This is a genomic window from Falsiroseomonas frigidaquae, assembly GCF_012163145.1.
Taxonomy (GTDB): Bacteria; Pseudomonadota; Alphaproteobacteria; order Acetobacterales; family Acetobacteraceae; genus Falsiroseomonas; species Falsiroseomonas frigidaquae.
In genome coordinates, this window is the sequence record NZ_JAAVTX010000002.1 from 749,440 (window position 1) to 771,310 (window position 21,871).

At 70.5% G+C, this 21,871-nt stretch carries 21 protein-coding genes; 14 read left to right on the forward strand and 7 right to left on the reverse strand.

Annotated features, from left to right (window positions below):
- Nucleotides 1-91 precede the first annotated feature (91 nt).
- The 6 genes from HB662_RS07965 to HB662_RS07990 all read left to right on the forward strand — a co-directional run bounded on the left by HB662_RS07965 (nucleotide 92) and on the right by HB662_RS07990 (nucleotide 6,267).
- A complete protein-coding gene (locus HB662_RS07965) occupies nucleotides 92-559 on the forward strand; it encodes an Lrp/AsnC family transcriptional regulator (protein ID WP_168048952.1) in 468 nt (155 codons plus the stop codon).
- Between the two features lie 108 nt (nucleotides 560-667).
- Nucleotides 668-1,762: an acyltransferase family protein gene (locus tag HB662_RS07970; protein WP_280863912.1), complete on the forward strand. Its 1,095-nt coding sequence runs from the start codon at nucleotides 668-670 to the stop codon at nucleotides 1,760-1,762.
- A 12-nt stretch (nucleotides 1,763-1,774) separates the two neighbouring features.
- On the forward strand, nucleotides 1,775-2,455 hold the full coding sequence (rpe, locus tag HB662_RS07975) for a ribulose-phosphate 3-epimerase (protein ID WP_168048956.1): 681 nt from the start codon (nucleotides 1,775-1,777) through the stop codon (nucleotides 2,453-2,455).
- Nucleotides 2,452-4,137, forward strand: coding sequence for a heparinase II/III family protein (locus HB662_RS07980; RefSeq protein WP_171970226.1), 1,686 nt, complete (start codon nucleotides 2,452-2,454; stop codon nucleotides 4,135-4,137). The genes rpe and HB662_RS07980 overlap by 4 nt, the downstream gene beginning before the upstream one ends.
- A 76-nt stretch (nucleotides 4,138-4,213) precedes the next feature.
- Nucleotides 4,214-5,341: a glycosyltransferase family 4 protein gene (locus tag HB662_RS07985; protein ID WP_168048958.1), complete on the forward strand. Its 1,128-nt coding sequence runs from the start codon at nucleotides 4,214-4,216 to the stop codon at nucleotides 5,339-5,341.
- Nucleotides 5,342-5,391: 50 nt separating this feature from the next.
- Complete coding sequence (locus HB662_RS07990; protein ID WP_168048960.1) at nucleotides 5,392-6,267, forward strand: hypothetical protein; 876 nt, start codon at nucleotides 5,392-5,394, stop codon at nucleotides 6,265-6,267.
- A gap of 28 nt (nucleotides 6,268-6,295) precedes the next feature.
- On the opposite strand, the gene HB662_RS07995 is transcribed toward HB662_RS07990, so the two are convergent.
- From HB662_RS07995 to HB662_RS08005, 3 genes are all read right to left on the reverse strand, one after another.
- Entirely contained in the window at nucleotides 6,296-6,643 is a 348-nt protein-coding gene (locus HB662_RS07995) for a hypothetical protein (protein WP_168048962.1), read from the reverse strand.
- Nucleotides 6,644-6,870: 227 nt separating this feature from the next.
- Nucleotides 6,871-8,286 (reverse strand): adenosylhomocysteinase, encoded by a 1,416-nt coding sequence (gene ahcY, locus HB662_RS08000; RefSeq protein ID WP_168048964.1) that lies wholly within the window; start codon nucleotides 8,284-8,286, stop codon nucleotides 6,871-6,873.
- Between the two features lie 157 nt (nucleotides 8,287-8,443).
- Entirely contained in the window at nucleotides 8,444-9,265 is an 822-nt protein-coding gene (locus HB662_RS08005; protein WP_168048966.1) for an NADPH-dependent oxidoreductase, read from the reverse strand.
- Nucleotides 9,266-9,426: 161 nt separating this feature from the next.
- Here HB662_RS08005 and purH point away from each other — a divergent pair, with 161 nt between their 5' ends.
- The 8 genes from purH to HB662_RS08045 all read left to right on the forward strand — a co-directional run bounded on the left by purH (nucleotide 9,427) and on the right by HB662_RS08045 (nucleotide 16,819).
- Nucleotides 9,427-11,001, forward strand: coding sequence for a bifunctional phosphoribosylaminoimidazolecarboxamide formyltransferase/IMP cyclohydrolase (gene purH / locus HB662_RS08010; RefSeq protein WP_168048968.1), 1,575 nt, complete (start codon nucleotides 9,427-9,429; stop codon nucleotides 10,999-11,001).
- A 104-nt stretch (nucleotides 11,002-11,105) separates the two neighbouring features.
- Nucleotides 11,106-11,714 (forward strand): carbonic anhydrase, encoded by a 609-nt coding sequence (locus HB662_RS08015; RefSeq protein ID WP_168048970.1) that lies wholly within the window; start codon nucleotides 11,106-11,108, stop codon nucleotides 11,712-11,714.
- Nucleotides 11,715-11,903: 189 nt separating this feature from the next.
- Nucleotides 11,904-12,836, forward strand: coding sequence for a DNA recombination protein RmuC (locus HB662_RS08020; RefSeq protein ID WP_342449466.1), 933 nt, complete (start codon nucleotides 11,904-11,906; stop codon nucleotides 12,834-12,836).
- A complete protein-coding gene (locus HB662_RS08025) occupies nucleotides 12,833-14,086 on the forward strand; it encodes a NupC/NupG family nucleoside CNT transporter (protein ID WP_168048972.1) in 1,254 nt (417 codons plus the stop codon). The genes HB662_RS08020 and HB662_RS08025 overlap by 4 nt, the downstream gene beginning before the upstream one ends.
- A gap of 11 nt (nucleotides 14,087-14,097) precedes the next feature.
- The gene (locus HB662_RS08030; RefSeq protein WP_168048975.1) at nucleotides 14,098-14,490 is read left to right on the forward strand and encodes a RidA family protein; all 393 of its coding nucleotides are present in this window, start codon (nucleotides 14,098-14,100) and stop codon (nucleotides 14,488-14,490) included.
- Entirely contained in the window at nucleotides 14,483-15,826 is a 1,344-nt protein-coding gene (locus HB662_RS08035) for an aspartate aminotransferase family protein (protein WP_168048977.1), read from the forward strand. Before HB662_RS08030 ends, HB662_RS08035 begins: the two co-directional genes overlap by 8 nt.
- A 74-nt stretch (nucleotides 15,827-15,900) precedes the next feature.
- The gene (locus HB662_RS08040) at nucleotides 15,901-16,095 is read left to right on the forward strand and encodes a CsbD family protein (RefSeq protein ID WP_168048979.1); all 195 of its coding nucleotides are present in this window, start codon (nucleotides 15,901-15,903) and stop codon (nucleotides 16,093-16,095) included.
- A 112-nt stretch (nucleotides 16,096-16,207) separates the two neighbouring features.
- Nucleotides 16,208-16,819, forward strand: coding sequence for a hypothetical protein (locus HB662_RS08045; RefSeq protein WP_168048981.1), 612 nt, complete (start codon nucleotides 16,208-16,210; stop codon nucleotides 16,817-16,819).
- Nucleotides 16,820-16,890: 71 nt separating this feature from the next.
- Here HB662_RS08045 and rpsO read toward each other — a convergent pair whose 3' ends face one another.
- The 4 genes from rpsO to infB form a co-directional block, all read right to left on the reverse strand.
- Nucleotides 16,891-17,163, reverse strand: a complete 273-nt coding sequence (gene rpsO / locus HB662_RS08050; RefSeq protein WP_342449475.1) for a 30S ribosomal protein S15 — start codon at nucleotides 17,161-17,163, stop codon at nucleotides 16,891-16,893.
- Between the two features lie 90 nt (nucleotides 17,164-17,253).
- Nucleotides 17,254-18,240, reverse strand: coding sequence for a tRNA pseudouridine(55) synthase TruB (gene truB, locus HB662_RS08055; protein WP_168048985.1), 987 nt, complete (start codon nucleotides 18,238-18,240; stop codon nucleotides 17,254-17,256).
- Entirely contained in the window at nucleotides 18,237-18,737 is a 501-nt protein-coding gene (gene rbfA, locus HB662_RS08060; RefSeq protein ID WP_168048987.1) for a 30S ribosome-binding factor RbfA, read from the reverse strand. Before rbfA ends, truB begins: the two co-directional genes overlap by 4 nt.
- A 71-nt stretch (nucleotides 18,738-18,808) precedes the next feature.
- On the reverse strand, nucleotides 18,809-21,781 hold the full coding sequence (gene infB / locus HB662_RS08065) for a translation initiation factor IF-2 (protein ID WP_168048989.1): 2,973 nt from the start codon (nucleotides 21,779-21,781) through the stop codon (nucleotides 18,809-18,811).
- Nucleotides 21,782-21,871: the final 90 nt, after the last annotated feature.

Here is a 21,871-nt window from a genome sequence, read left to right on the forward strand (position 1 = left end):
TGTAGCAGGACCTTCCCCGGCTCCTCGCCTCGGCTTGGCTGCGGAGAGGATCATGCTACACATCCCGCATATTCGGGATGAACGACGCATCATGGCTGCCGCTGAGCTGGACCGTATCGACCGCGAGATCCTGCGCCTCATCATGCAGGATTCCGCGCGTTCCCTGGCCGAGATCGCGCAGGAGGTGGGGCTGACGCCGACCCCCTGCTGGAAGCGCATCCGCCGGATGGAGGAGGCCGGCGTCATCACCGGCCGCGTCGCCATCGTCGACCCCGCCCGCGTCGGCCTGCCGATCTCCGTCTTCGTGGCGGTGGAGACCGGCGACCATTCCGGCGAATGGATCGCCCGCTTCGCGGAGGCGGTGTCCAGCCTGCCGGAGATCGTGGAATGCTGGCGGCTCGGCGGCGATGTGGACTACCTGCTGCGGGTCGTGGTGCCGGACATGGCGGGCTACGACGCCTTCTACCGCCGCTTCGTCGCGGCGGTGCCGTCGCTGCGCAAGGTGACTGGGCGCTTCGCCATGGAACGGGTGAAAAGCACCACCGCGCTGCCGATCTGAGGCCACTCGCGCGACGGCGCCTGGCGGCGCCGCGCCGGTTGATTACGACAGCGAAATCGCGTGAATGTTTGGTTGCCTCATCCGGAGGCTGCGACCAAAGCGCGAGGGATGTCGTATCCACATCCCAACAATAAGCGCCCTGCGGAACCGCTTCCTGCACTGACCTCCCTGCGCTTTCTCGCCGCGCTCGCAGTGGTGTTGTTTCACGTTCCTTATGTTCTGCCGGCCTCCGTGGGGCTGGTGCCGCTTGGCCAGGGCGCGCTGGGCGTCAGCTTCTTCTTCGTGCTGTCGGGCTTCATCCTGCGCCACGCCCATGCGCCGGAGGATTTCCGCCCGCTGCCCTTCTATCGCCGGCGGGCGGCGCGGGTGCTGCCGCTGCACTACGCCACGCTGCTGGTGTGGATCTGGCTGTTCTTCGCGAGCTGGGGCAACAGCCTGGTCGAGAAGATCAACAGCGGCGTCGCCAATTTCCTGGCGATCCACGCGCTGTTCAGCGGGCATCTCTTCACGCTGGGCTACAACGCGGTGTCCTGGAGCATCTCGGTCGAGATCATCTTCTACGCGCTGTTTCCGCTGCTGCTGGCTGGCCGCCGCGCCCTGCATCTGTTCATCGCCTGTGCCCTGGTGGTGGTGCTGATGCCGCCAGGGGTGGCGGTGGCGCTGGACCAGGCCTTCACGAGCTTCTTCCACTTCCACCCGGCGGCGCGGCTGCTGGAATTCTCCGCCGGCATGGCGCTGCATGCGCTGTGGCGGCACCTGCGGCCGACAGAGGGCGTGGCGACCGTCGTTCAACTCGGCGCCATCCTGCTACTGCTGGTGCTGGTCCCGGCCAGCGCCGGGCTGCCGGCGCATCTGCGCAACCTGGTGCTGCTGGCGCCCTTCGGCCTGCTGATCCTGGGCTTCGCCTGGCACGGCCCGCTGACCCGGCTGCTGTCCCGGCCGCTGTCGGTGCTGCTGGGGGAGGCGTCCTTCGCGCTGTACATGACGCATCACATGCTGTTCCGGCTGCTGGACCCCTGGCTGGCCGGGCTGGGGGCGGCCGTCGCGCTGCCGGTGGCGGTGGCGGCCGCGGTGCTGCTGTCCATCGCGGTCTTCCTGCTGTTCGAACGGCCGGTCCGCAACCTGCTCAACCGGCCCGCCTCTCCCGGTCATTCGCGCGTCCTGGCCGCAACCCCTGTTCCCCAGGGGGGCGGGCGCGGCTAGAACCGGGGGGACATGTCAGCTCCCATCCGCATTGCCCCATCCCTGCTCGCCGCCGACTTCACCCGGCTCGGCCAGGAAGTCGCCGCCATCGAGGCCGCCGGCGCCGACTGGCTGCATCTCGACATCATGGATGGGCATTTCGTGCCCAACATCTCCTTCGGCCCCGGGCTGGTGAAGGCGCTGCGGAAATCCTCCGCCATGTTCTTCGATGTCCACCTGATGATCGCCCCCGCGGACCCCTTCCTGGCCGCCTTCGCGGAAGCCGGGGCGGATCTGATCAGCCTGCACCCGGAGGCCGGGCCGCATCTGCACCGTTCGCTGCAGACCATCCGCGGGCTGGGCAAGCAGGCCGGGGTGGTGCTGAACCCCGGCACGCCGGTGGAGGCCGTGGCCCCGGTGCTGGATCTTTGCGACCTGGTGCTGGTGATGTCGGTGAACCCCGGCTTCGGTGGCCAGTCCTTCATCCGCAGCCAGCTCGCCAAGATCGCCACGCTGCGGGCGATGATCGATGCCAGCCAGCGGGCAACCGGCCGGCCGATCGCGCTGCAGGTGGATGGCGGCGTCACCGCCGCCACGGCACCGGATTGCCTGGCCGCCGGGGCGGATGTTCTGGTTGCCGGCACAGCCGTCTTCGGCACGTCGGATTACGCGGCCGCGATCGCCGGATTGCGTGGAGGAGGGAAGGCCGCATGATCGGGGGGGTCCTGCGCGGCGCACGCCGCATCATCGCCAACCTCAAGCCGATCAAGGTGCCGGACGGCCCGGCGCGGTCCTTCCGCGACCTCTGGCCCGGCGATGCCGCGCGCGGCGCAAGGCTGCTGCGCGGCGAGTTCGAAGCCTACGGCACCACCCGCCCGCTGCGCCCGCAGGATGGCGAGGACGCCCCGGCCCGGCCGGACTGGACCCCCGCCCAGCCAGGCGGCAACAACAGCTGGTACGCCGCCGCCCATGCCTTCGCCTGGCTGCGCGACCTGCGCGCGCTGGGCACCGATGCGGCGCGGTTGCGCGGCCGGGCGCTGGCGGCGGATTGGCTGGCGCATGGCGCGCATGACCCGCTGGCGGATGCCCCGGAAGTGGCCGGCGCGCGCATCTCCGCCTGGCTCGGCCACTGGGATTTCCTCGCCGCGACGGCGGAGGACGGGCTGCGCCAGCAGCTGATGCAGCGGCTGGCGCAGGATGCCCGCGGCGTGGTCGCCGGGCTGCCGGCGGAAGCCGCGCATCGCGGCGCGCTGGTCGCGCTGAAGGGCGGCATGGCCGGCGCCGTGGCGCTGGAGGAGGAAACCTGGCTCGCCCGCTGCGTCCGCTTCCTGCCGCAGGAGCTGGAGCGCCAGTTCCGCCCGGATGGCGGCCATGTGGAGCGCAGCCCGGGCGTGCAGCTCGCGGCGCTGCAGGACCTGATCGAGATCCGCAACCTGCTGCATGGCGCGGGGGTGGAGGCGCCGCCGCAACTCGCCGCCACGCTGGACCGCGCCGCGCCGGCGCTGCGCATGCTGCGCCATGCCGATGGCGGGCTGGCGCTGTTCAACGGCACGCGGGACGAACAGGCCTCCTTCATCGACCTGGTGCTGACCCAGGGCCAGTCACGCGGTCGCGCGCCGGCGCAGCTGCAGGACACCGGCTTCCACCGCCTGGCGGCCAGCCGCACCCTGGTGCTGATGGATTGCGGCGCCCCCGCCGCCGCCCGCAAGGACGCCGCGCCGGGCGGCCTGCCGCGCGGCGCCGACCGCAACGCCCATGCCGGCACGCTGGCCTTCGAGATGTCGGCCGGGCGGGAGAGGTTGATCGTCAATTGCGGCGCCGCACCGGCCGCCGAGGGCGAATGGCGCGACGCGCTGCGCGCCACCGCGGCGCATTCCACCCTGGTGCTGGCAGATACCAATTCCTCCGAACTGCGGCCCGAGGGCCTCGGCCGGCGGGTCGAGACGGTCACCACCGACCGCTTCGAGGAAGACGGCAAGCTGTGGCTGGACGCGACGCATGATGGCTGGCTGCGGCAATTCGGCCTGCGCCACCGCCGCCGCCTGTTCCTGTCCGATTCCGGCGACAGCCTGATCGGGGAGGATCTGCTGGAGGGCACCAAGGATGTGGCGGTGCCCGGCTTCACCGTGCGCTTCCATCTGCACCCCGCCGTCTCCGCCAGCCTGCAGCAGGATGAACAGGGCGCGCTGCTGCGCCTGCCCTCCGGCGCCGGCTGGCGGCTGAGGGCCGGCAAGGACATCCGCGTGGCGATCGAGGAAAGCATCTATCTCGGCGGCGAGCCGCGCCGCAGCCAACAGGTGGCGCTGCACAGCGAGGCCGGCGCCACGGCCCTGCAATGGGCGCTGTCCCGCATCAGCGCGACCGCCCCGGCAGCGCCCGAGCCGCAGCCGGAGTAATGCCTGGCGCGGCATGTGGCGGCCGGCTTCCTCGCCGGCCGAGCGGCAGCATGGCCGCCGCGGCAAGTGCCGCGCGATGAAGATCCTCGAAGTCACCAATGTGGACTTCGCGCTGCTGCACTTCATCCTGCCGCTGATGCGTGGCCTGCGCGACCGCGGGCATGAGGTGGTGGGCGTCTGCGCCGACGGGCCGCTGCTGGCGGTGCCGCGGGCGGAGGGGTTCCGGGTGGTGCCGGTGGCGCTCGCCCGCAGCCTGCACCCGTGGCGACAGGCCCGCGCCCTGGCCGAGCTGGTGGCGGTGATGCGGGCGGAGAAGCCCGACCTGGTGCATGCCCATATGCCGATCAGCGGGTTGCTGGCGCGCACCGCGGCGCGCATCGCCGGCGTGCCGCGCATCGCCTATACCTGCCACGGCTTCCTGTTCAACCAGCCTGGCCCGTGGTGGCGCGGCCGCCTGGCGCTCGGCCTGGAACGTGCCGCCGGGCGCATCACCCACACCTACCTGACCGTCAGCGCGGAGGAGGCGGAGGATGCCCGCCGGCTGCGCATCCACCCCAACCCGGTCGCCGTGCTGAACGGCCGCGACCCCGCCCGCTTCCACCCGGACCCCGCCGCCCGCGCCCGGCTGCGCGCCGGGATGGGCGTGTCCGAGGACGATTGCGTGGTGATCGCCATCTCCCGCCTCGTCCGCCACAAGGGCTTCTGCGAACTGCTCGCGGCGATGGCGGATACGCCGCCGAACTGCGTGCTGTGGGTGGCGGGCGAGCGGCTGGTCAGCGACCATGGGGAGGATCTGACACCGCATTTCCAGCGCGCCGCCACCACGCTCGGCCGACGGCTGGTGATGCTGGGCTACCGCACCGACGTGCCGGCGCTGCTGGCGGCGGCCGACGTCTTCACCCTGCCCTCGCATTTCGAGGGCCTGCCCATGTCCATCATCGAGGCGATGCTGGCCGGGCTGCCGGTGGTCGCGACCGATATCCGCGGCCCACGCGAACAGGTGGTACCGGGCGAGACCGGGCTGCTGGTGCCGCCGATGCAGGTGGCGCCCCTGGCGCAGGCCCTGACGCGCCTGGCGCAGGATGCCGCGCTGCGCCATGCAATGGGCGCGGCCGGCCGCGCAAGGGCGCTGGAGCGGTTCGATGAGGTGAAGGTTCTGCGCCACACCATGGATCTTCTGGAGGCAAGTGCAACTTCGGCCTGAACTTCAACCACTTCCGGACGTTGGGCGCGATGTCACCGGAGTGAAAACAAATGTCGCAGACCACCGTCGCCACCACCGACAAGCTTCCCTCCCGCGTCTCCTGGGGCGCCATCATCTCCGGCGGCCTGGTCGCCGTGACGGTGGGCGCCATGTTCAACATCCTTGGCGTCGCCGTCGGCGCCGGGACGATCGACCCGATGATCCCGGGCGAGACGCCGGATGCCAGCACCTTCGGCATTGCCGGCGCCATCTGGCTGCTGGTGTCCAACCTGCTCGGCCTGGCCTGCGGCGGCTATGTCGCGGCGCGGCTGTCCGGCACGGCGGATGATACGGATGGCGTGCTGCACGGCCTGTCCGTCTGGGCCATCGCCTTCCTGGTCTCGGCGGTGCTGCTGGGCAATGTCGCGGCCGGCACGGCACGCGGCGTCGGTGCCCTGGTGCAGGGCGCGGCCAGCTCGGCAACCTCCGCAGCATCCGAGGCGCTGCCCCAGGCCGCCGACCTGTCGGTGAACCCGGAAGCGCTGGCGGAGCGGCTGCAATCCGCCCTGCAGAGCGGCGGCGACCCGACGACGATGACGGAAGACCAGCGCCGGGCCGAGATCACCCGCATCCTGGCGGAGCGCGCCCGCAGCGGCAGCTTCACCCCGGCGGCGCGTGACCGGCTGACGGCGCTGGCCTCCGCCGAATTCGAACTGCCGCAGGACCAGGCGGCGCAGCGCATCCAGGAGCTGGAGGCCGAGGCGACGCGCCTGACCGAGCGGGCCGAGACCGAGGCGCGGCAGGCGGCCGAGGCGGCGGCGAATGCCGCGGCGACCGGAGCCTACTGGCTGTTCGCCACGCTGCTGCTGGGCGCCGCGGCGGCCGTGGTCGGTGCCAAGGTCGGCACGCGGAAGACGGTTCTGCTGGCGACCCGCCGCTACAGCTGAACGGGCAACGGGCCTTGCGTGCCGGGCTTCAATGCCCGCCGCGCAAGGCCTTTGCGGGTGCGCCCTTGCCACCCAGGCGGCGGATGCCGCCGCTGGCCAGGATCAGCAGCACGCCGGCCGCGAGCAGGCCGGCGCTCCAGAGCAGCGTTCCATAAAGGCCGTCACCCGCCAGGCGCGGCCCTTCCGGCGCCATCACGCCGAACACCAGGGCCAGCAGCAGGCCGAAGACGCCGAGCGTCAGCAAAACCAGCGCCGCACTGTCCGCCAGCGTGCCGATGAATGCAGCGGCGCCCGACCGGGTGCTGCTGGCGTTTTCCTGCATGGTCCGGCTGACCAGGAACAGGAACAGGGCCGCGATGATGATCCAGACCCACATGGCGGCTTACCTCGCTTGAAGCACGGCCGCATTTGCGCCGAACGCAAGGCCGGGCGCAAGCCGCGCCGGGCAGGACCGGTTGGGCTGGATCAGGCCGGGCTGGATCAGGCCGGTGGCTGATTGCCCGGTCGGCGTCCGCTGAAAGCGGGCGAATGGCGGAACGGTCCCAGCCGGCGACCGAGGCTGGAAGCAGGTTCCAACCTCGTCGCCGGACAGGATTGCCGGTCTCAGTAGCGGTACTGCTCGCCCTTGAAGGGGCCCTGCTGCGGCACGCCGATGTAGTCGGCCTGCTGCTTGGTGATCTTGGTCAGCTTGGCGCCGACCTTGTCCAGGTGCAGCGCGGCGACCTTCTCGTCCAGGTGCTTCGGCAGCACATAGACCTTCTTCTCGTACTTGCCCGGGTTCGCCCACAGCTCGATCTGCGCCAGCGTCTGGTTGGTGAAGGACGCGGACATGACGAAGGAGGGGTGGCCCGTGGCGTTGCCGAGGTTCACCAGGCGGCCCTCGGACAGCAGGATGATGCGCTTGCCGTCGGGGAACTCGATCTCATCGACCTGCGGCTTCACATTGTCCCACTTGTAGTTCTTCAGCGCGGCGACCTGAATCTCGCTGTCGAAGTGGCCGATGTTGCAGACGATGGCGCGGTGCTTCATGGCGCGCATGTGGTCGGCGGTGATGACGTCCACATTGCCCGTGGCGGTGACGAAGATGTCGGCCATCGGCGCGGCATCCTCCATGGTCACCACCTGGTAGCCCTCCATCGCCGCCTGCAGCGCGCAGATCGGGTCGACTTCGGAGACCATCACGCGGCAGCCGGCATTGCGCAGCGAGGCGGCGGAGCCCTTGCCGACATCGCCGAAGCCCGCGACCATCGCGACCTTGCCGGCCATCATCACGTCCGTGCCGCGGCGGATCGCGTCCACCAGGGACTCACGGCAACCATACAGGTTGTCGAACTTGGACTTGGTGACGCTGTCGTTCACGTTGATCGCCGGGAACAGCAGCTTGCCTTCCTTGGCCATCACGTACAGGCGGTGCACGCCCGTCGTGGTCTCCTCGGAGACGCCGACGATGGACTTGGCGAGTTCCGCGAACCAGCCCGGCTTCGTCTTCACCAGCTTCTTGATGAGGGCGAAGAAGACTTCCTCCTCCTCATTGGTCGGCTTCTCGAGGAAGGCGACGTCGCCCTGCTCGGCGCGCAGCCCGTAATGCACCAGCAGCGTCATGTCGCCGCCGTCGTCCAGCAGCACGTTCGGCGTGCCGCCATCGCCCCACTCCAGGGTCTTCTGCACATAGTCCCAGTATTCCGGCAGCGTCTCGCCCTTGATGGCGAAGACCGGCGTGCCGGCGGCGGCGATGGCGGCCGCGGCGTGGTCCTGGGTCGAGAAGATGTTGCAGGAGGACCAGCGGACATCGGCGCCGAGATGCTTCAGCGTCTCGATCAGCACCGCGGTCTGGATGGTCATGTGCAGGCAGCCGGCGACGCGCGCGCCCTTCAGCGGCTGCTGCTTGCCGTATTCGGCGCGCACCGCCATCAGGCCGGGCATCTCGTCCTCGGCCATGTTGATTTCCTTGCGGCCCCAGGCAGCGAGGGAAAGGTCCTTGACGATGAAGTCCTGGGTCTGGCCGGCGGCGTCGGGCATGGAAAATCCTTTGGGTCGCGTCTGACTTGGCTGGCGGCGCGTAGCATGCGCAGCGCCACCGGCCAAGCTTTTCCCGCCACTCATAAGGATATCTTTATATATTGGCCACACATGCCGCGAAATCGGGCAGCCCTGACCGGGCCGCCGCCACCGGACCCTACTTCAGCGGAAAGCCCAGCGCCGTCAGCGCATCCCGCATCCGGTGCCGCCCCGAAAGCCCGGCCGCGGTACCGACGCGGGACATCATGCGCTGCGTCCAGTCCTGCGCCGCCATGCCCTGTTCGACCGAGAAGGCGCCCAGCGCCTGGTCGTAGCCGGCGATCGCGGGCTCCTCCCCGGTCGCGCCATACTGTTCCCGGTGCAGCACCAGGGATTGCGGCAGGCGGGGCTTCACGGCGCCCTGCACCGCGGGGTGGCCGACCGCCATGCCGAAGCAGGCGAAGGCGTTCGGCGGCAGGTTCAGCTCCGCCGCCACCTTCTCCGGGCTCTGCCGCAGCTGGCCGACATAGACGGTGCCGAGGCCGAGCGATTCCGCCGCCACCAGCGCGTTCTGCGCGGCCAGCGCCGCATCGACCAGCGCCACCATGAAGGATTCCAGGTAGTCCAGCCCCTCCATCTTCTTCTGATGCGCCTCGCCCAGGCGGATCAGGCGGGAATTGTCGGCGATCCAGCACAGGAACAGCGGCGCCTGGCGGATGAAACCCTGGCGGCCGCACAGATCGGCCAGACGGTCGCGCCGCGCCGGATCCTCCACCGCCACCACGGACCAGGCCTGCAGGTTCGACGAAGTGGGGGCCGACTGTGCCGCGGCCACCAGCGTCTCCAGCGTGCCCGGTGCCAGCTTCTCGTCGGTGAAGTTGCGGATGGAGCGGTGGTTCAGCAGCGTCTCCAGCACCGGGTTGGTCGCCACCAGCGCCGTATCCGGCCCGGCGCCGGCGCCGTAGCGGGCGCGAACGGTCTCGATCGGGGACTGGTCCATGCGGCAACTCCTCAACATCTGAAAGGCGCGTAACGTGAATGCGGGGGGCAGGTCCAGGCCCAAGGGTCGCCCTCGCGCAGGGCAGCCCCCCTGACGGATCGGTTGAAGCGGCCCCGCGCCGGGTCCATACCCCGGCGCGAAAAGCTGCCAGGTCCCAAGCCATGTCCGATGCCACCCCCATCCGCCGCGCCCTGCTCTCCGTCTCCGACAAGACGGGCATCGTGGAGTTCGCCCGCCAGCTCGTGGCGCATGGCGCCGAGATCCTGTCCACCGGCGGCACCGCTCAGGCGCTGCGCATCGCCGGCATCCCGGTGAAGGATGTGGCGGAGCATTCCGGCTTCCCCGAGATCCTGGACGGCCGCGTGAAGACGCTGGTGCCGCAGGTGCATGGCGGGCTGCTCGGCCGGCGCGACCTGGCCGATCACCTGGCGCAGATGCAGGAACACGGCATCGCGCCGATCGACCTGGTGGCGGTGAACCTCTACCCCTTCGAGGCGACGGTCGCGAAGGGCGCCAGCTTCGAGGATTGCATCGAGAACATCGACATCGGTGGCCCGGCGATGATCCGCTCCGCCGCCAAGAACTTCGCCTCCGTCGTCGTGGTGACGGAGCCGGAGCAGCTGGCGGAGGTGCAGGCCGAACTGGTCCAGGGCGGCACCACCCTGGCGCTGCGCCGCCGGCTGGCCCAGGCCGCCTTCGCCCGCACCGCGGCCTATGACAGCGCCATCAGCACCTGGTTCGCGGCGCAGAATGGCGAGGAGTTTCCCCGCCGCCTGTCCACCGCCGGGCTGCTGCGCCAGACGCTGCGCTACGGCGAGAATCCGCACCAGCGCGCCGGCTTCTACACCGATGGCAGCCAGCGCCCGGGCCTCGCCACCGCCGCGCAGATCCAGGGCAAGGAACTGTCCTACAACAACCTGAACGACACCGACGCCGCCTTCGAATGCGTGGCGGAGTTCGACCAGCCGGCCATCGTCATCGTCAAGCACGCCAACCCCTGCGGCGTGGCGGAGGCCGAGAGCCTCGCCGCCGCCTGGGATGCGGCGCTGCGCTGCGACCCGGTTTCCGCCTTCGGCGGCATCGTCGCCGCCAACCGCGTGCTGGATGCGGAAGCCGCCGAGCGCATCACCGCGATCTTCACCGAGGTGGTGGTGGCCCCCGATGCGGATGCCGCCGCCCGCGCCATCTTCGCCCGCAAGAAGAACCTTCGGTTGTTGCTGACCGGCGCGCTGCCCGATCCGGCTGCGCCGGGCACTACCTTCAAATCCGTCGCTGGCGGCTTCCTGGCGCAGTCGCGCGATGCCGGGCGGGTGACGCTGGAGCAGCTCAAGGTCGTCACGCGCCGCCAGCCGACGCATCAGGAATTGCAGGACCTGATCTTCGCCTTCCGGGTCTGCAAACACGTGAAATCCAACGCCATCGTCTATGCCAAGCACCTCGCCACCGTCGGCATCGGCGCCGGGCAGATGAACCGCGTGGAAAGCAGCCGCATCGCCGCCTGGAAGTCCGAAGCCGCGGCGAAGGCCGCCGGGCTGGACCGGCCGCTGGCGGAGGGCTCCGTCGTCGCCTCCGACGCCTTCTTCCCCTTCGCCGATGGGCTGGAGACGGCCGCCGCCGCCGGCGCCAGCGCGGTGATCCAGCCGGGCGGATCGATGCGGGATGCGGAAGTGATCGCGGCGGCGGACAAGGCCGGCCTCGCCATGGTCTTCACCGGCATGCGCCACTTCCGGCACTGAAAGTTACGGGTTCGTTATCTCACCCCGCGTCGGGCCTTCCATTCGGCCGGGCGCGGGGCCATCTGGCGCGCCGTCGTCCCCCACCACCCAAGGGCCCTGAGTCGATGAACCGCCTCCTCGATGGCTACCGCCGCTTCCGTGCCGACACCTGGCCACAGGAACGCGCGCGGTTCGAGGAATTGGCCGCCAGCGGCCAGCGCCCGCACACCATGATCATCGCCTGCTCCGACAGCCGCGTGGACCCGGCCGTGATCTTTGGTGCCGGGCCGGGCGAGCTTTTCGTGGTCCGCAACGTGGCGAACCTGGTGCCGCCCTATGCGCCGGACAGCCAGTATCACGGCACCAGCGCGGCGCTGGAATTCGGCGTGCGGGTGCTGCAGGTCTCGCAGCTTGTGGTGATGGGCCATGCCATGTGCGGCGGCGTCACCGCCCTGCTGCGCGGCGCGCCGCCGGAGGCGCGGGATTTCGTGCCGACCTGGATGCAGATTGCCCGCGAAGCCCGCAGCCGCGTGCTGGCCTGCATGAAGGTTGAGGATGCGCAGGAGGCCTGCGAGCTGGAGGCGGTGCGCGTCTCGCTCGCCAACCTGATGACCTTCCCCTGGGTGGCGGAGGCCGTGGCCGCGGGCAGCCTGACCCTGCAGGGCGCGCATTTCGGCGTGGCGACGGGGCGGCTGATGCTGCTCGGCGCGGATGGCGAATTCGCGCAGGCATAGCCCCAGGACGGGGCCTTCGCCCCGGCATAGCCAGCAGCTTCGCCGGGATGCGAAGCTGCGCGCCTCGCATCCCGATTCGCGAAAGGACTTCGCCTGCCCGACTGGCTGCCGCTTGCGCTGATCGGCGGCGCACTGGGCCTCGCCCTGCTGCTGCTTCTGCTCGCCCTGCGCGGCAGGCGGGGGGAGGATGTGGCCCGGCTCGGCGCGATGATGGAGGCGCTGGCCGCTGCGCAGGACCGGCTGGCCCGGCTGTCCGAGGACCGGGCGCGGGACCAGGAACGCAGCCTCGCCGCAAGGCTGGATGCCGCTGCCGAACGCAGCCAGGCCAGCGCCAGCGCCATCCAGCAGCGGCTGTCCGTGATCGACGCGGCGCGGCAGAACATCGAGGCGCTGGGCAGCCAGGTGACCTCGCTCGCCGCCGTGCTCGGCAACAAGCAGGCGCGCGGCGCGCTGGGGGAGGTGCAGTTGCGCGACCTGGTGGCGGATCGGCTGCCGCCCTCCGGCTTCGCCTGGCAGCACACGCTGTCCAACGGCACGCGCTGCGACTGCCTGATCCGCCTGCCCTTCCCGCCCGGCCCGATCGCGGTGGACAGCAAGTTCCCGCTGGAGGCCTGGGCGGCGATGCAGGACGCGCCGGATAGCGCCGCTCGCGCGCTGGCCACCCGCCGCTTCACCGCCGACATCCGCCGGCACGTCGCCGACATCTCCCAGAAATACCTGATCCCCGGCGAGACGGCGGAGGGCGCGCTGATGTTCCTGCCGTCGGAGGCGGTGCACGCCACGCTGCATGCCGCCCATGCCGAGCTGGTGGCGGAGGCGGCGCGGCGCGGCGTGCATATCGTCGGGCCGTCCAGCCTGTGGGCGGTGCTGAACACCATGCGCGGCCTGCTACGGGATGCACGGCTGCAGGATGAGGCGCGGCGCATCCGGCATGAGGTGGAGGCGCTGGCGGCAGACACCGCACGGCTGGAACGCCGCATCGGCGCGCTGCGCGGGCATTTCGCCAACATGCAGCAGGATGTGCGGGACATCGAGATCACGGCGGAGAAGATCATCCGCCGCAGCGAGGCGATCCGCGCGCTCGACATCCCGGAAGACGCCACGGCGAGGGCGGCTGAATGAGCGCGCTGCAAATGCAATCCGGGCTCGGCCTGCTGGCGCTCACGCTGCTGGCCTGGGCGCTGGGCGGCTTCCATCGGCGCACGTCCTGGCGCGTTGTCCTCGCCGGGCTGGGCCTGCAGATCCTGTTCGCCGCCGCGCTGCTGCACATTCCGCCGCTGCGCGCCGGCTTCGCGCTGCTCGGCGGCGCGGTTAACGGGCTCGCCGCCGCCACCCGCGCCGGCACCAGCTTCGTCTTCGGCTATCTCGGCGGCGGCCCGCTGCCCTTCGCGGAACCCTTCCCCGGCGCCGCCTTCATCCTGTTCTTCCAGGGCCTGCCGCTGGTGCTGGTGGTAGGTGCGCTGGCAGCCGTGCTGTACCACTGGCGCGTCATCCCGGTGATCGTGGAGGCGCTGGCCCGGCTGCTGACCCGCGCCTTCGGCCTCGGCGGCGCCGCCGGCTTCGCCACCGCCGCCAATGTCTTCGTCGGCATGGTGGAGGCGCCGCTGCTGGTGCGGCCCTGGCTGGCGCGGCTTTCGTTGAGCGAGATGTTCGTGGTGATGACGGCCGGCCTCGCCACCATCGCCGGCAACATGCTGGTGGTCTACGCGGTGATCATCGCGCCGGTGGTGCCGGATGCCGCGGGCCAGTTGCTGACCGCCAGCCTGATCTCGGCGCCGGCCGCCGTGCTGGTGGCGCTGCTGATGCGGCCACGCGCCGCTGGCGACCCGGCGCCAGGCGTGGAAGAAGCCGCCGCCGCACCGCGGCTGTACGACAGCACGATGGAGGCGCTGGTGCGCGGCACGCAGGATGGCCTCGCCCTGCTGCTTGGCATCATGGCGACGCTGATCGTCTTCGTGGCGCTGGTGGCGCTGGCCAATATGGTGCTGGAGCCGCTGACCGGGCTGACGCTGCAGCGCATCTGCGCGGTGCTGTTCTGGCCGCTCGCCTTCGCCATGGGCATCCCGGCGGAGCAGGCCGGCACCGTCGCCGCCTCGCTCGGCACCAAGGTGGTGGTGAATGAATTCGTCGCCTATCTCGAACTGGCGCAATCCGGCGGGCTCGGGTTGAGCGAGCGGTCGAGGCTGATCCTGACCTATGCGCTGTGCGGCTTCACCAACTTCGCCTCGGTCGGCATCATGCTGGGCGGCATGGTGGCGATGTGTCCCGAGCGGCGGGCGGATATCGTGAAGCTCGGCCTGCCGGCGCTGCTGGCCGCCACCATTGCCTGCTGCATGACCGGCGCCGTGGTCGGCATGCTGACCGCACCCTGAGAGAGGCTTCGATGTTCGACATCCTCGGCCCGCCACCATCCGGCTCGCCCCGCCCGTTCAGCGAGGCGACGCGCGCCGGCGGGCTGGTCTTCGTCTCCGGCCATTCCGCGCCGCATGACCCTGCGAACGGCGTGCACCGCGGCGCGACGCCGGCGGAGGAAGTGCGCAACGCGCTCGCCAAGGTCGCCGCCATCCTGGAGGGCGCCGGCAGCGGGCTGGACCGGGTGGTGCAAATGACCATGCTGATCACCGACCCGGCCGACTACGCCGCGCTCAACGCCGAATATGTGCGGCACTTCCCGAACGGCCTGCCGGCGCGCCACACCGCGCGCTTCGGCGTGCCGACGGAGGCCCGCGTCGCCTTCGCCTGCATCGCCCTGGCCGGAGAGCCTGCCCATGCGTAGCCACCTGATCCAGCGCAACCTCCGCCAGGACCCGCCGCTCGCCCTGCGTGGCGAGGGTATCTTCCTGCACGACTCCAATGGCCGCACCATCATCGATGGCTCCGGCGGTGCGGCGGTGGCCTGCCTCGGCCACGGCCATCCCCGCGTGCTGGAGGCGATGCGCGCGCAAATGGACAAGCTGACCTACGCCCATACCGCGCTGTATTCCTGCGAGAGCGCGGAGGCGCTGGCCGACCTGGTGCTGGAAGGCGAGCCGGGCGGCCTCAGCCACCTGTACCTCTGCTCCTCCGGCTCCGAGGCGATGGAGGCGGCGCTGAAACTCTCCCGCCAGCATTTCGTCGAAGCCGGCCAGCCGAATCGACGAAAGTACATCGCGCGGCGGCAGAGCTATCATGGCAACACGCTCGGCGCGCTGGCGGCCGGCGGCAACGCCATGCGGAAGGCGATCTACCAGCCGATCCTGTCGGACGCCTTCAGCCATGTCGCGCCCTGCTACGCCTATCGCGACCGCGGCCCGGCCGAATCGGATGCCGACTACGTGGCGCGGCTGGCGGCGGAGCTGGAGGCGGAATTCCAGCGCCTGGGGCCGGACACCGTCATCGGCTTCATCGCGGAGCCGGTGGTCGGCGCCACGCTCGGCTGCGTCACCGCCCTGCCCGGCTATTTCCCGGCCATGCGCGCGGTCTGCGACCGGCACGGGGCGCTGCTGATCCTGGATGAGGTGATGTGCGGCATGGGGCGCACCGGCACCATGCATGCCTGGGAGCAGGAGGGCGTCACGCCGGATATCCAGGTGGTGGCGAAAGGCCTCGGCGGCGGCTACCAGCCGATCGGCGGCATCCTGGCGAACAACCGCGTCATGGATGCGCTGCGCGATGGCTCCGGCGCGCTGATGCATGGCCACACCTACCAGGCCCACCCGATGGCCGCCGCCGCCGCACTGGCCGTGCAACGCGTGATCCGGGAGGAGAAGCTGCTGGACAATGTCCAGGCCATGGGCGCGCTGCTGGAACAGCGCCTGGTGGACCGCCTCGGCAACCATCGCCATGTCGGCGAGATCCGCGGCCGAGGCCTGTTCTGGGCCGCGGAATTCGTCGCCGACCGCGCCAGCAAGGCGCCCTTCGACCCGGCGCTCAAGCTGAACGACCGCATCAAGCAGGAAGCCTATGCCCGCGGCCTGGCCTGCTACCCGATGGCCGGCACCATCGATGGCCGGCAGGGCGACCATGTGCTGCTGGCGCCCCCCTACATCGCCACCGCCGCCGATATCGAGGCGACCGTCGCGCGCTTCGGCGATGCGGTGGATGCGGCGCTGGCAGGTCTGCCGGTTACGTAACGAACCCATCCTTGCGATCGGCGTTCTATCCCCGAGCCCGGCCACCAGGCCGGGTACAGGATAGGAGACCCAGCATGGACAACGAACGCATCAAGGGCGCCGGCAACCAGGCGAAGGGCGCCATCAAGCAGGGCATCGGCGAGCTGACCGGCGACGCGAAGCTCGAGGCCGAGGGCCGGATGGACAAGGCCAAGGGCAAGGTCCAGAGCGCGGTCGGCGAGACCAAGGACGCGGCGCGTGACGCCGTGGACGGCAAGGACCGCGTCTGACCCGATCCGTCAGGTTTGACCACAGCGCCGCGCGTCGGGGAAACCCGGCGCGCGGCGTTGCCGTTTCAGGCTGCCGCCCGCAAGCTGCCCCCATACCAAGGGGAGAAGCCAGATGAGCCAGACGCTGCTGTTTCCGGGCGAGGTCGAATGGTCGGGGGAGAACCCGGGCATCTCGCTGAAGACCGACGCCGCCGGGCCCTTCACCACCCTCGCCTCCTTCTTCCGCGTCGTGCTGTCCCCACATGGGCGCGGCCACGCGCTGGTGCTGCTGCAATCGCCGGAGGAGGAGGCACCGCCTGCCGATCGCGCCAATCTCTGCCTGACGGACAATGAACCACTCGCGCGCTGGCTGATCGAGGGCTACGTCTCTCATTTCGGCGCCTGGCGTGGCATGGCCGGGCTGCGCGGCATCCAGTTCCGCAAGCTGGACCATGTGCAGACCGGCGGTGATGCCCGCACCCATTACAGCGAGACGGTGCGCGCCGGGGACCTGACGGTGGCGCTGGAGTGGAGCGGCCTTGGCGCGCCCTTCTGTTTCTCCCTGCCGCCGGCGCTTTCCGCCACCGGGCGGCACCACATGCCGACCGTCTTCCTCGGCTGCGCGCAGGCGAGCGTCACGGTGAACGGTCAGAAGCGCCCCGGCACGCCGATCCCGCGTGAGATTGCGGGGCAATCCATCAGCACGGCGATGCTCGCCTTTTCGGAGACCTGGGTACGGGCCTGATGCCGCCCCCCTAAACGCAAACGGGGCGGACCCGAAGGTCCGCCCCGCTCAGTACGCCAGATGCGTTGCGATCAGCGACGCAGGCCAAGCCGGCCGATCAGCGTCTCGTAGCGCTTCTGGTCCTTGCGCTTCACATAGTCCAGCAGGCCACGGCGCTGGCCAACCAGCACCAGCAGGCCGCGCCGGCTGTGGAAATCCTTCGGATGCGCCTTCAGGTGTTCCGTCAGCATGGTGACGCGGGCGGAGATCAGGGCGACCTGGACCTCCGGGCTGCCCGTATCGCCCGGCTTCGTGGCGTATTCCTTGATGAGCGCGGCGCGGGCCGCGTTATCCGTCGCCGCGATGATCTTCACGGCGGGCTTCTCGGCAGGGGCTGCAGCAGGCGCAGCGCTCGGCTCGGTGGTCGTCGACATCGCATATCCTCCAGTACGGGGTTAAGCTTCGCCGCCTGGCTGTTGCCCGGGTTCAAGCTGGATCAGCCTTTCGGGCTGCATCCAACCTGCCTCCAGCCGGCACAGGCCGAGCAGACGCTCCCCCGCCATCGCGCGCAGCAGGCCCCCTTCGGGATCGGCTTCACGGGGAACGCGCCCCATCAGGTCCACCAGGCTGATCGCCTGGCCCTGGTAGAGGCGTGCGGCCTCCTCTGCAGTGACGGCCAGTGCCGGGATGTCGGCCAGCGCGGTCGTCACCGGAAGCAGGAGGTCCGGGGAAGGGGGAGGCGTATCGCCGGTTACGAGCAGCGAGTCCAGCGGAATCGCGTGCTCCATGCGGAACGGGCCGACACGCAGGCGCCGCAGCGCCGTGATGTGGCCGACGGACCCCACCGCCTTGGCCACGTCGCGCGCCAGGCTGCGCATATAGACGCCCTTGCCGGATTCGACGTGGAAGATGGCGGTATCGGCATCGGGCCGGCTGATCAGGTCGAAGCGATCGACCCGCGCCGGGCGGGCCGCGATCTCCACCACCTGGCCTTCGCGAGCCAGGTCGTAGGCACGCTCGCCGGCGATCTTGATGGCGGAATAGATCGGCGGCACCTGCATGATGTCGCCGCGGAAGGCCGGCAGCGCGGCCTCGATCTCGGCATCGGTCGGGCGGACGTCGCTGGTGGCGATGACGGCGCCATCGGCATCATCGGTGTCCCGCGCCTCGCCGAATTTCAGCGTGAAGTTGTAGGTCTTGGTGCCGTCCATCACATAGGGAACGGTCTTGGTCGCGGCACCGAAGGCCACCGGAAGCAGCCCGGTCGCCAGCGGGTCCAGCGTGCCGCCATGGCCCGCCTTCTGCGCGTCGAAAGCGCGCTTCACCTTGTTCACCACATCGGTGGAGCCGATGCCGGAGGGCTTGTCGACGATCAGCCAGCCATCCAGCTCGCGGCCCTTGGGCTTCTTGCTGCGGTGACGGTGGCGGTTGGAGTGGTTCACGGTTCTTCGGCGTCCTGAGGCGGCTCTGCGGGCTTGCCGAGATCCTGCTGGACCGCCGGCTGCTGCATGACCTTGCTGATATGCATGGCGTAGTCGAGGGCGGTATCCGCCTGGAAGTGCAGCTCCGGCGCCGTGCGCAGGCGCACCGCCTTGGCCACCTGGCTGCGCAGGAAGGGCTGGATGCGCTTGAGCCCGGCCAGCTGCGCCGGCGACAGGTCGCGCCCGAGCCCGCTGACGAAGGCGGTCATGTGCTGCAGGTCGGGGGAGGCGCGCACCTCCGTCACCGTTACCTTCAGCTCGAACAAATCCGGGTCGCGGAATTCCTCCCGCGCGAAGATATTGGACAGGGCATGGCGGATTTCCTCCGCCACGCGCAGCTGGCGCTGGCTCGGCCCCTCGGCGCCGCCCTTGCGGGGGGCCGATCGGGCGACATTCGCCAGGGCGGATTTGGGGTCGCGCCGCGGGGCATCCGCGGCATCGCGGGATTTGCGGGCCATCTGGGTCTCTTCCTGAAAGAGAAGGGGCGCGGCATCGCTGCCGCGCCCCCCATCCTGCGGCTGTTGAAGCGTCAGAGCGTGCCGGCGACCGTCTCGGTCTCGTAGCACTCGATCTGGTCGCCGACGCGGATGTCGTTGTAGTTCACGAAGGACATGCCGCATTCGTAGCCGTTGGTCACTTCCTTCACATCGTCCTTGAAGCGACGAAGCGTGGAAAGCTCGCCCTGGTGGATGACGGTGCCGTCGCGCAGCAGGCGCACGCCACAGCCCCGCTTCACCACGCCTTCCGTCACGCGGCAGCCCGCCACATTGCCGATTCGCTTGACCTCGAAGACCTGAAGAATCTGGGCATACCCCAAAAACTTCTCCCGCTGCACCGGCGCCAGCTTGCCGCGCACCAGGTCCTCGATGTCGTCCGCCACCTCGTAGATGATGGAATAGTAGCGGATCTCGACGCCGTCGCGCGTTGCCAGGTCGCGCGCCTGGGTCGTGGCGCGGACGTTGAAGGCGACGATGACGGCGTTGGACGCCTTCGCCAGCTGGATGTCGCTTTCGGTGATCTGGCCGACCGCCGAATGCAGCATCCGCACCCGCACTTCGTCATTGCCGAGCTTGCCGAGCGTGACGGAAATCGCTTCCGCCGAGCCCTGCACGTCCGCCTTGACGACGACGGCCACTTCCTTCTGCGCGCCCGCCTGGATGCGGGCCAGCATGTCGACCAGGCTGCCGCGGCCGGCGGAAACCGCCGCCACCTGCTTCTCCCGCAGCTTGCGCTGGCGGAATTCGCTGATCTCGCGGGCCTGCGTCTCGTCCTTCACCGCGACGAAGTTCTCGCCCGCGGTGGGAACGCCGGACAGGCCGAGCAGCTCCACCGGCAGCGAGGGTCCGGCTTCCTTCACCTGGCGGCCCTTGTCGTCGAGCATGGCGCGAACCTTGCCCCACTCGGCGCCGGCCACGACGATGTCGCCGGTCTTCAGCGTGCCCTTCTGCACCAGCACGGTGGCCACCGGGCCACGCCCGCGGTCCAGCCGGCTTTCGATGACGGTGCCTTCCGCCGCACGGTTCGGATTGGCCCGCAGGTCGAGGATCTCGGCCTGCAGGGCAATGCCCTCCAGCAGCTTGTCGAGGTTGAGCTTCTTGGTGGCGGAGACCTCGATCTCCTGCGTCTCGCCGCCCAGGCTTTCGACCACGATCTCGTGCTGCAGCAATTCCTGCTTCACGCGCTCCGGCCGCACGCCTTCCTTGTCGATCTTGTTGATCGCCACGATGATCGGCACGTTTGCCGCCTTCGCATGGCTGATCGCCTCGATCGTCTGCGGCATGACGCCGTCATCGGCCGCCACAACCAGCACCACCATGTCCGTCACGCTGGCGCCACGGGCACGCATGGCGGTGAAGGCGGAGTGGCCCGGCGTGTCGATGAAGGTGACCTTCTGCCCACCCGGCAGCGTCACCTGATAGGCGCCGATATGCTGGGTGATGCCACCGGCTTCCCGCGCCGCCACATCGGCCTTGCGCAACGCATCCAGCAGGCTGGTCTTGCCGTGGTCGACATGGCCCATGATGGTCACGACCGGCGGCCGCGGCAGCATGTCGGTATCGACATCCACCTCGCCCTCCAGGCCGATCTCGACGTCGCCTTCCGCCACGCGGCGGATGCGGTGGCCGAATTCCTGCACCACGAGCTCCGCGGTGTCGGCATCGATCGACTGGGTCAGCGTGGCCATGACGCCCATGCGGAACAGGGCCTTCACCACTTCGCCGCCACGCGCGGCCATGCGGTTCGCCAGTTCCTGCACGGTGATGGCTTCCGGCACCACCACGTCGCGCACCACCTTCTCGGCACCCGAGCGCAGGCGCTGCAGCTCCTGCTGCCGGCGCTCGCGTTCACGCGCACGGCGGACGGAGGCGATGGAGCGCGTGCGCTCATCCTCTCCCTCGATCGCGGCCGATACGTCGATGCGGCCGTCGCGGCGACGATCGCCACCCGGCACCAGCGACTTCTTGGCCGGCGGCATGACCGCCTTCTTCACGGCGCCAGCGGGGCCAGGCATGCCCGGACGACGGACGACACCACGCGGTGCCTCCTCATCCTCCGCCATCGGCGCGCGCGCCTTCAGCGTCAGCTTGGCGGCGGGCGTCTCTGCCGTGGCGGCAGCGGCGGCGGCCGGCTTGGCACCAGGCGCCACGGCACCGGGCGCGCCCTGCGGCGCGGCCGGAGCCGGCGTCGGGCGACGCGCGCCGAGCGCCGTCGGCACCGGGCCGGGACGACCGGTCCGCAGCGGCGGCGCGACGGGACGCGGCGGCGCCGGCATGGCGGGCCGGCCAGCCGGGCGCGCCGGCTCGGCGGCACGCGTCTGCTGCGGCGCATCACGGCGCGGCGGCACGGGCGCCTCGGCACGTGCCGGGGCGGCCTGCACCGGGGCTTGCGCCGGGGTCTGGGTCGCAGCCTCGGCCGGGGGCTCAGCCGCACGGGTCGGTGCGGGCTCCTGCTCGGGCTCCTCCGCCACCGGGGGCGGGGCGCGACGGGCTTCCTCGGCGGCGCGACGCGCCTCCTCGGCGGCCAGGCGCTCCTCATCCTCGGCGCGACGGCGGTCCTCCTCGGCGCGGCGAGCCGCTTCCTCGGCGGCCGAGCGCACCTGCAGCGCCTGGCGCTCGCGCTCCTCCCGCTGCCGCTGCGCTTCGGCGCGGCGCTGTTCCTCGAGCACGCGCTGGCGCGTGGCGAGTTCCGATTGCGTCAGCGGGCGACCCGCCGCGGCGGGTGGCTTGCCCGCCGGGCCGGCACCTGCCGGGCGCGGCGGTCCACCTGCCGGGCGCGGCCCTGCCGCAGCCGGGCCGGCAACGCCGGGCTTGGGCTGCGCTGCGGGCGCGCCTGGGGTCGCGGCGCGCTTCTTCAGCACCTCGACCTGCACCACCTTGCTACGGCCATGGCTGAACGACTGGCGCACGCTGCCAGCATCCACCGTCTTGCCCAGTTCCAGGCGCCCCCCCGGTCGGAGGGAAAGCCGGCCCTTGGCCGCATCCTGGTCGTTCTGGTCGCTCATCCGCCGATCCGAACCTGATCTTTCGTCCGTCATGTCCAGCCGCGCGTTGAACGCGGCACCCTGTGCTTCCGCGCAAGCGCGGGTGAAGTC

Bases quoted from the DNA above. Each gene is read 5' to 3' on its own strand.
- HB662_RS07965 (WP_168048952.1), top strand. From the start codon at position 92: ATGGCTGCCGCTGAGCTGGACCGTATCGACCGCGAGATCCTGCGCCTC.
- HB662_RS07970 (WP_280863912.1), top strand. From the start codon at position 668: ATGTCGTATCCACATCCCAACAATAAGCGCCCTGCGGAACCGCTTCCT.
- rpe (WP_168048956.1), top strand. From the start codon at position 1,775: ATGTCAGCTCCCATCCGCATTGCCCCATCCCTGCTCGCCGCCGACTTC.
- HB662_RS07980 (WP_171970226.1), top strand. From the start codon at position 2,452: ATGATCGGGGGGGTCCTGCGCGGCGCACGCCGCATCATCGCCAACCTC.
- HB662_RS07985 (WP_168048958.1), top strand. From the start codon at position 4,214: ATGAAGATCCTCGAAGTCACCAATGTGGACTTCGCGCTGCTGCACTTC.
- HB662_RS07990 (WP_168048960.1), top strand. From the start codon at position 5,392: ATGTCGCAGACCACCGTCGCCACCACCGACAAGCTTCCCTCCCGCGTC.
- HB662_RS07995 (WP_168048962.1), bottom strand. From the start codon at position 6,643: ATGTGGGTCTGGATCATCATCGCGGCCCTGTTCCTGTTCCTGGTCAGC.
- ahcY (WP_168048964.1), bottom strand. From the start codon at position 8,286: ATGCCCGACGCCGCCGGCCAGACCCAGGACTTCATCGTCAAGGACCTT.
- HB662_RS08005 (WP_168048966.1), bottom strand. From the start codon at position 9,265: ATGGACCAGTCCCCGATCGAGACCGTTCGCGCCCGCTACGGCGCCGGC.
- purH (WP_168048968.1), top strand. From the start codon at position 9,427: ATGTCCGATGCCACCCCCATCCGCCGCGCCCTGCTCTCCGTCTCCGAC.
- HB662_RS08015 (WP_168048970.1), top strand. From the start codon at position 11,106: ATGAACCGCCTCCTCGATGGCTACCGCCGCTTCCGTGCCGACACCTGG.
- HB662_RS08025 (WP_168048972.1), top strand. From the start codon at position 12,833: ATGAGCGCGCTGCAAATGCAATCCGGGCTCGGCCTGCTGGCGCTCACG.
- HB662_RS08030 (WP_168048975.1), top strand. From the start codon at position 14,098: ATGTTCGACATCCTCGGCCCGCCACCATCCGGCTCGCCCCGCCCGTTC.
- HB662_RS08035 (WP_168048977.1), top strand. From the start codon at position 14,483: ATGCGTAGCCACCTGATCCAGCGCAACCTCCGCCAGGACCCGCCGCTC.
- HB662_RS08040 (WP_168048979.1), top strand. From the start codon at position 15,901: ATGGACAACGAACGCATCAAGGGCGCCGGCAACCAGGCGAAGGGCGCC.
- HB662_RS08045 (WP_168048981.1), top strand. From the start codon at position 16,208: ATGAGCCAGACGCTGCTGTTTCCGGGCGAGGTCGAATGGTCGGGGGAG.
- rbfA (WP_168048987.1), bottom strand. From the start codon at position 18,737: ATGGCCCGCAAATCCCGCGATGCCGCGGATGCCCCGCGGCGCGACCCC.
- infB (WP_168048989.1), bottom strand. From the start codon at position 21,781: ATGAGCGACCAGAACGACCAGGATGCGGCCAAGGGCCGGCTTTCCCTC.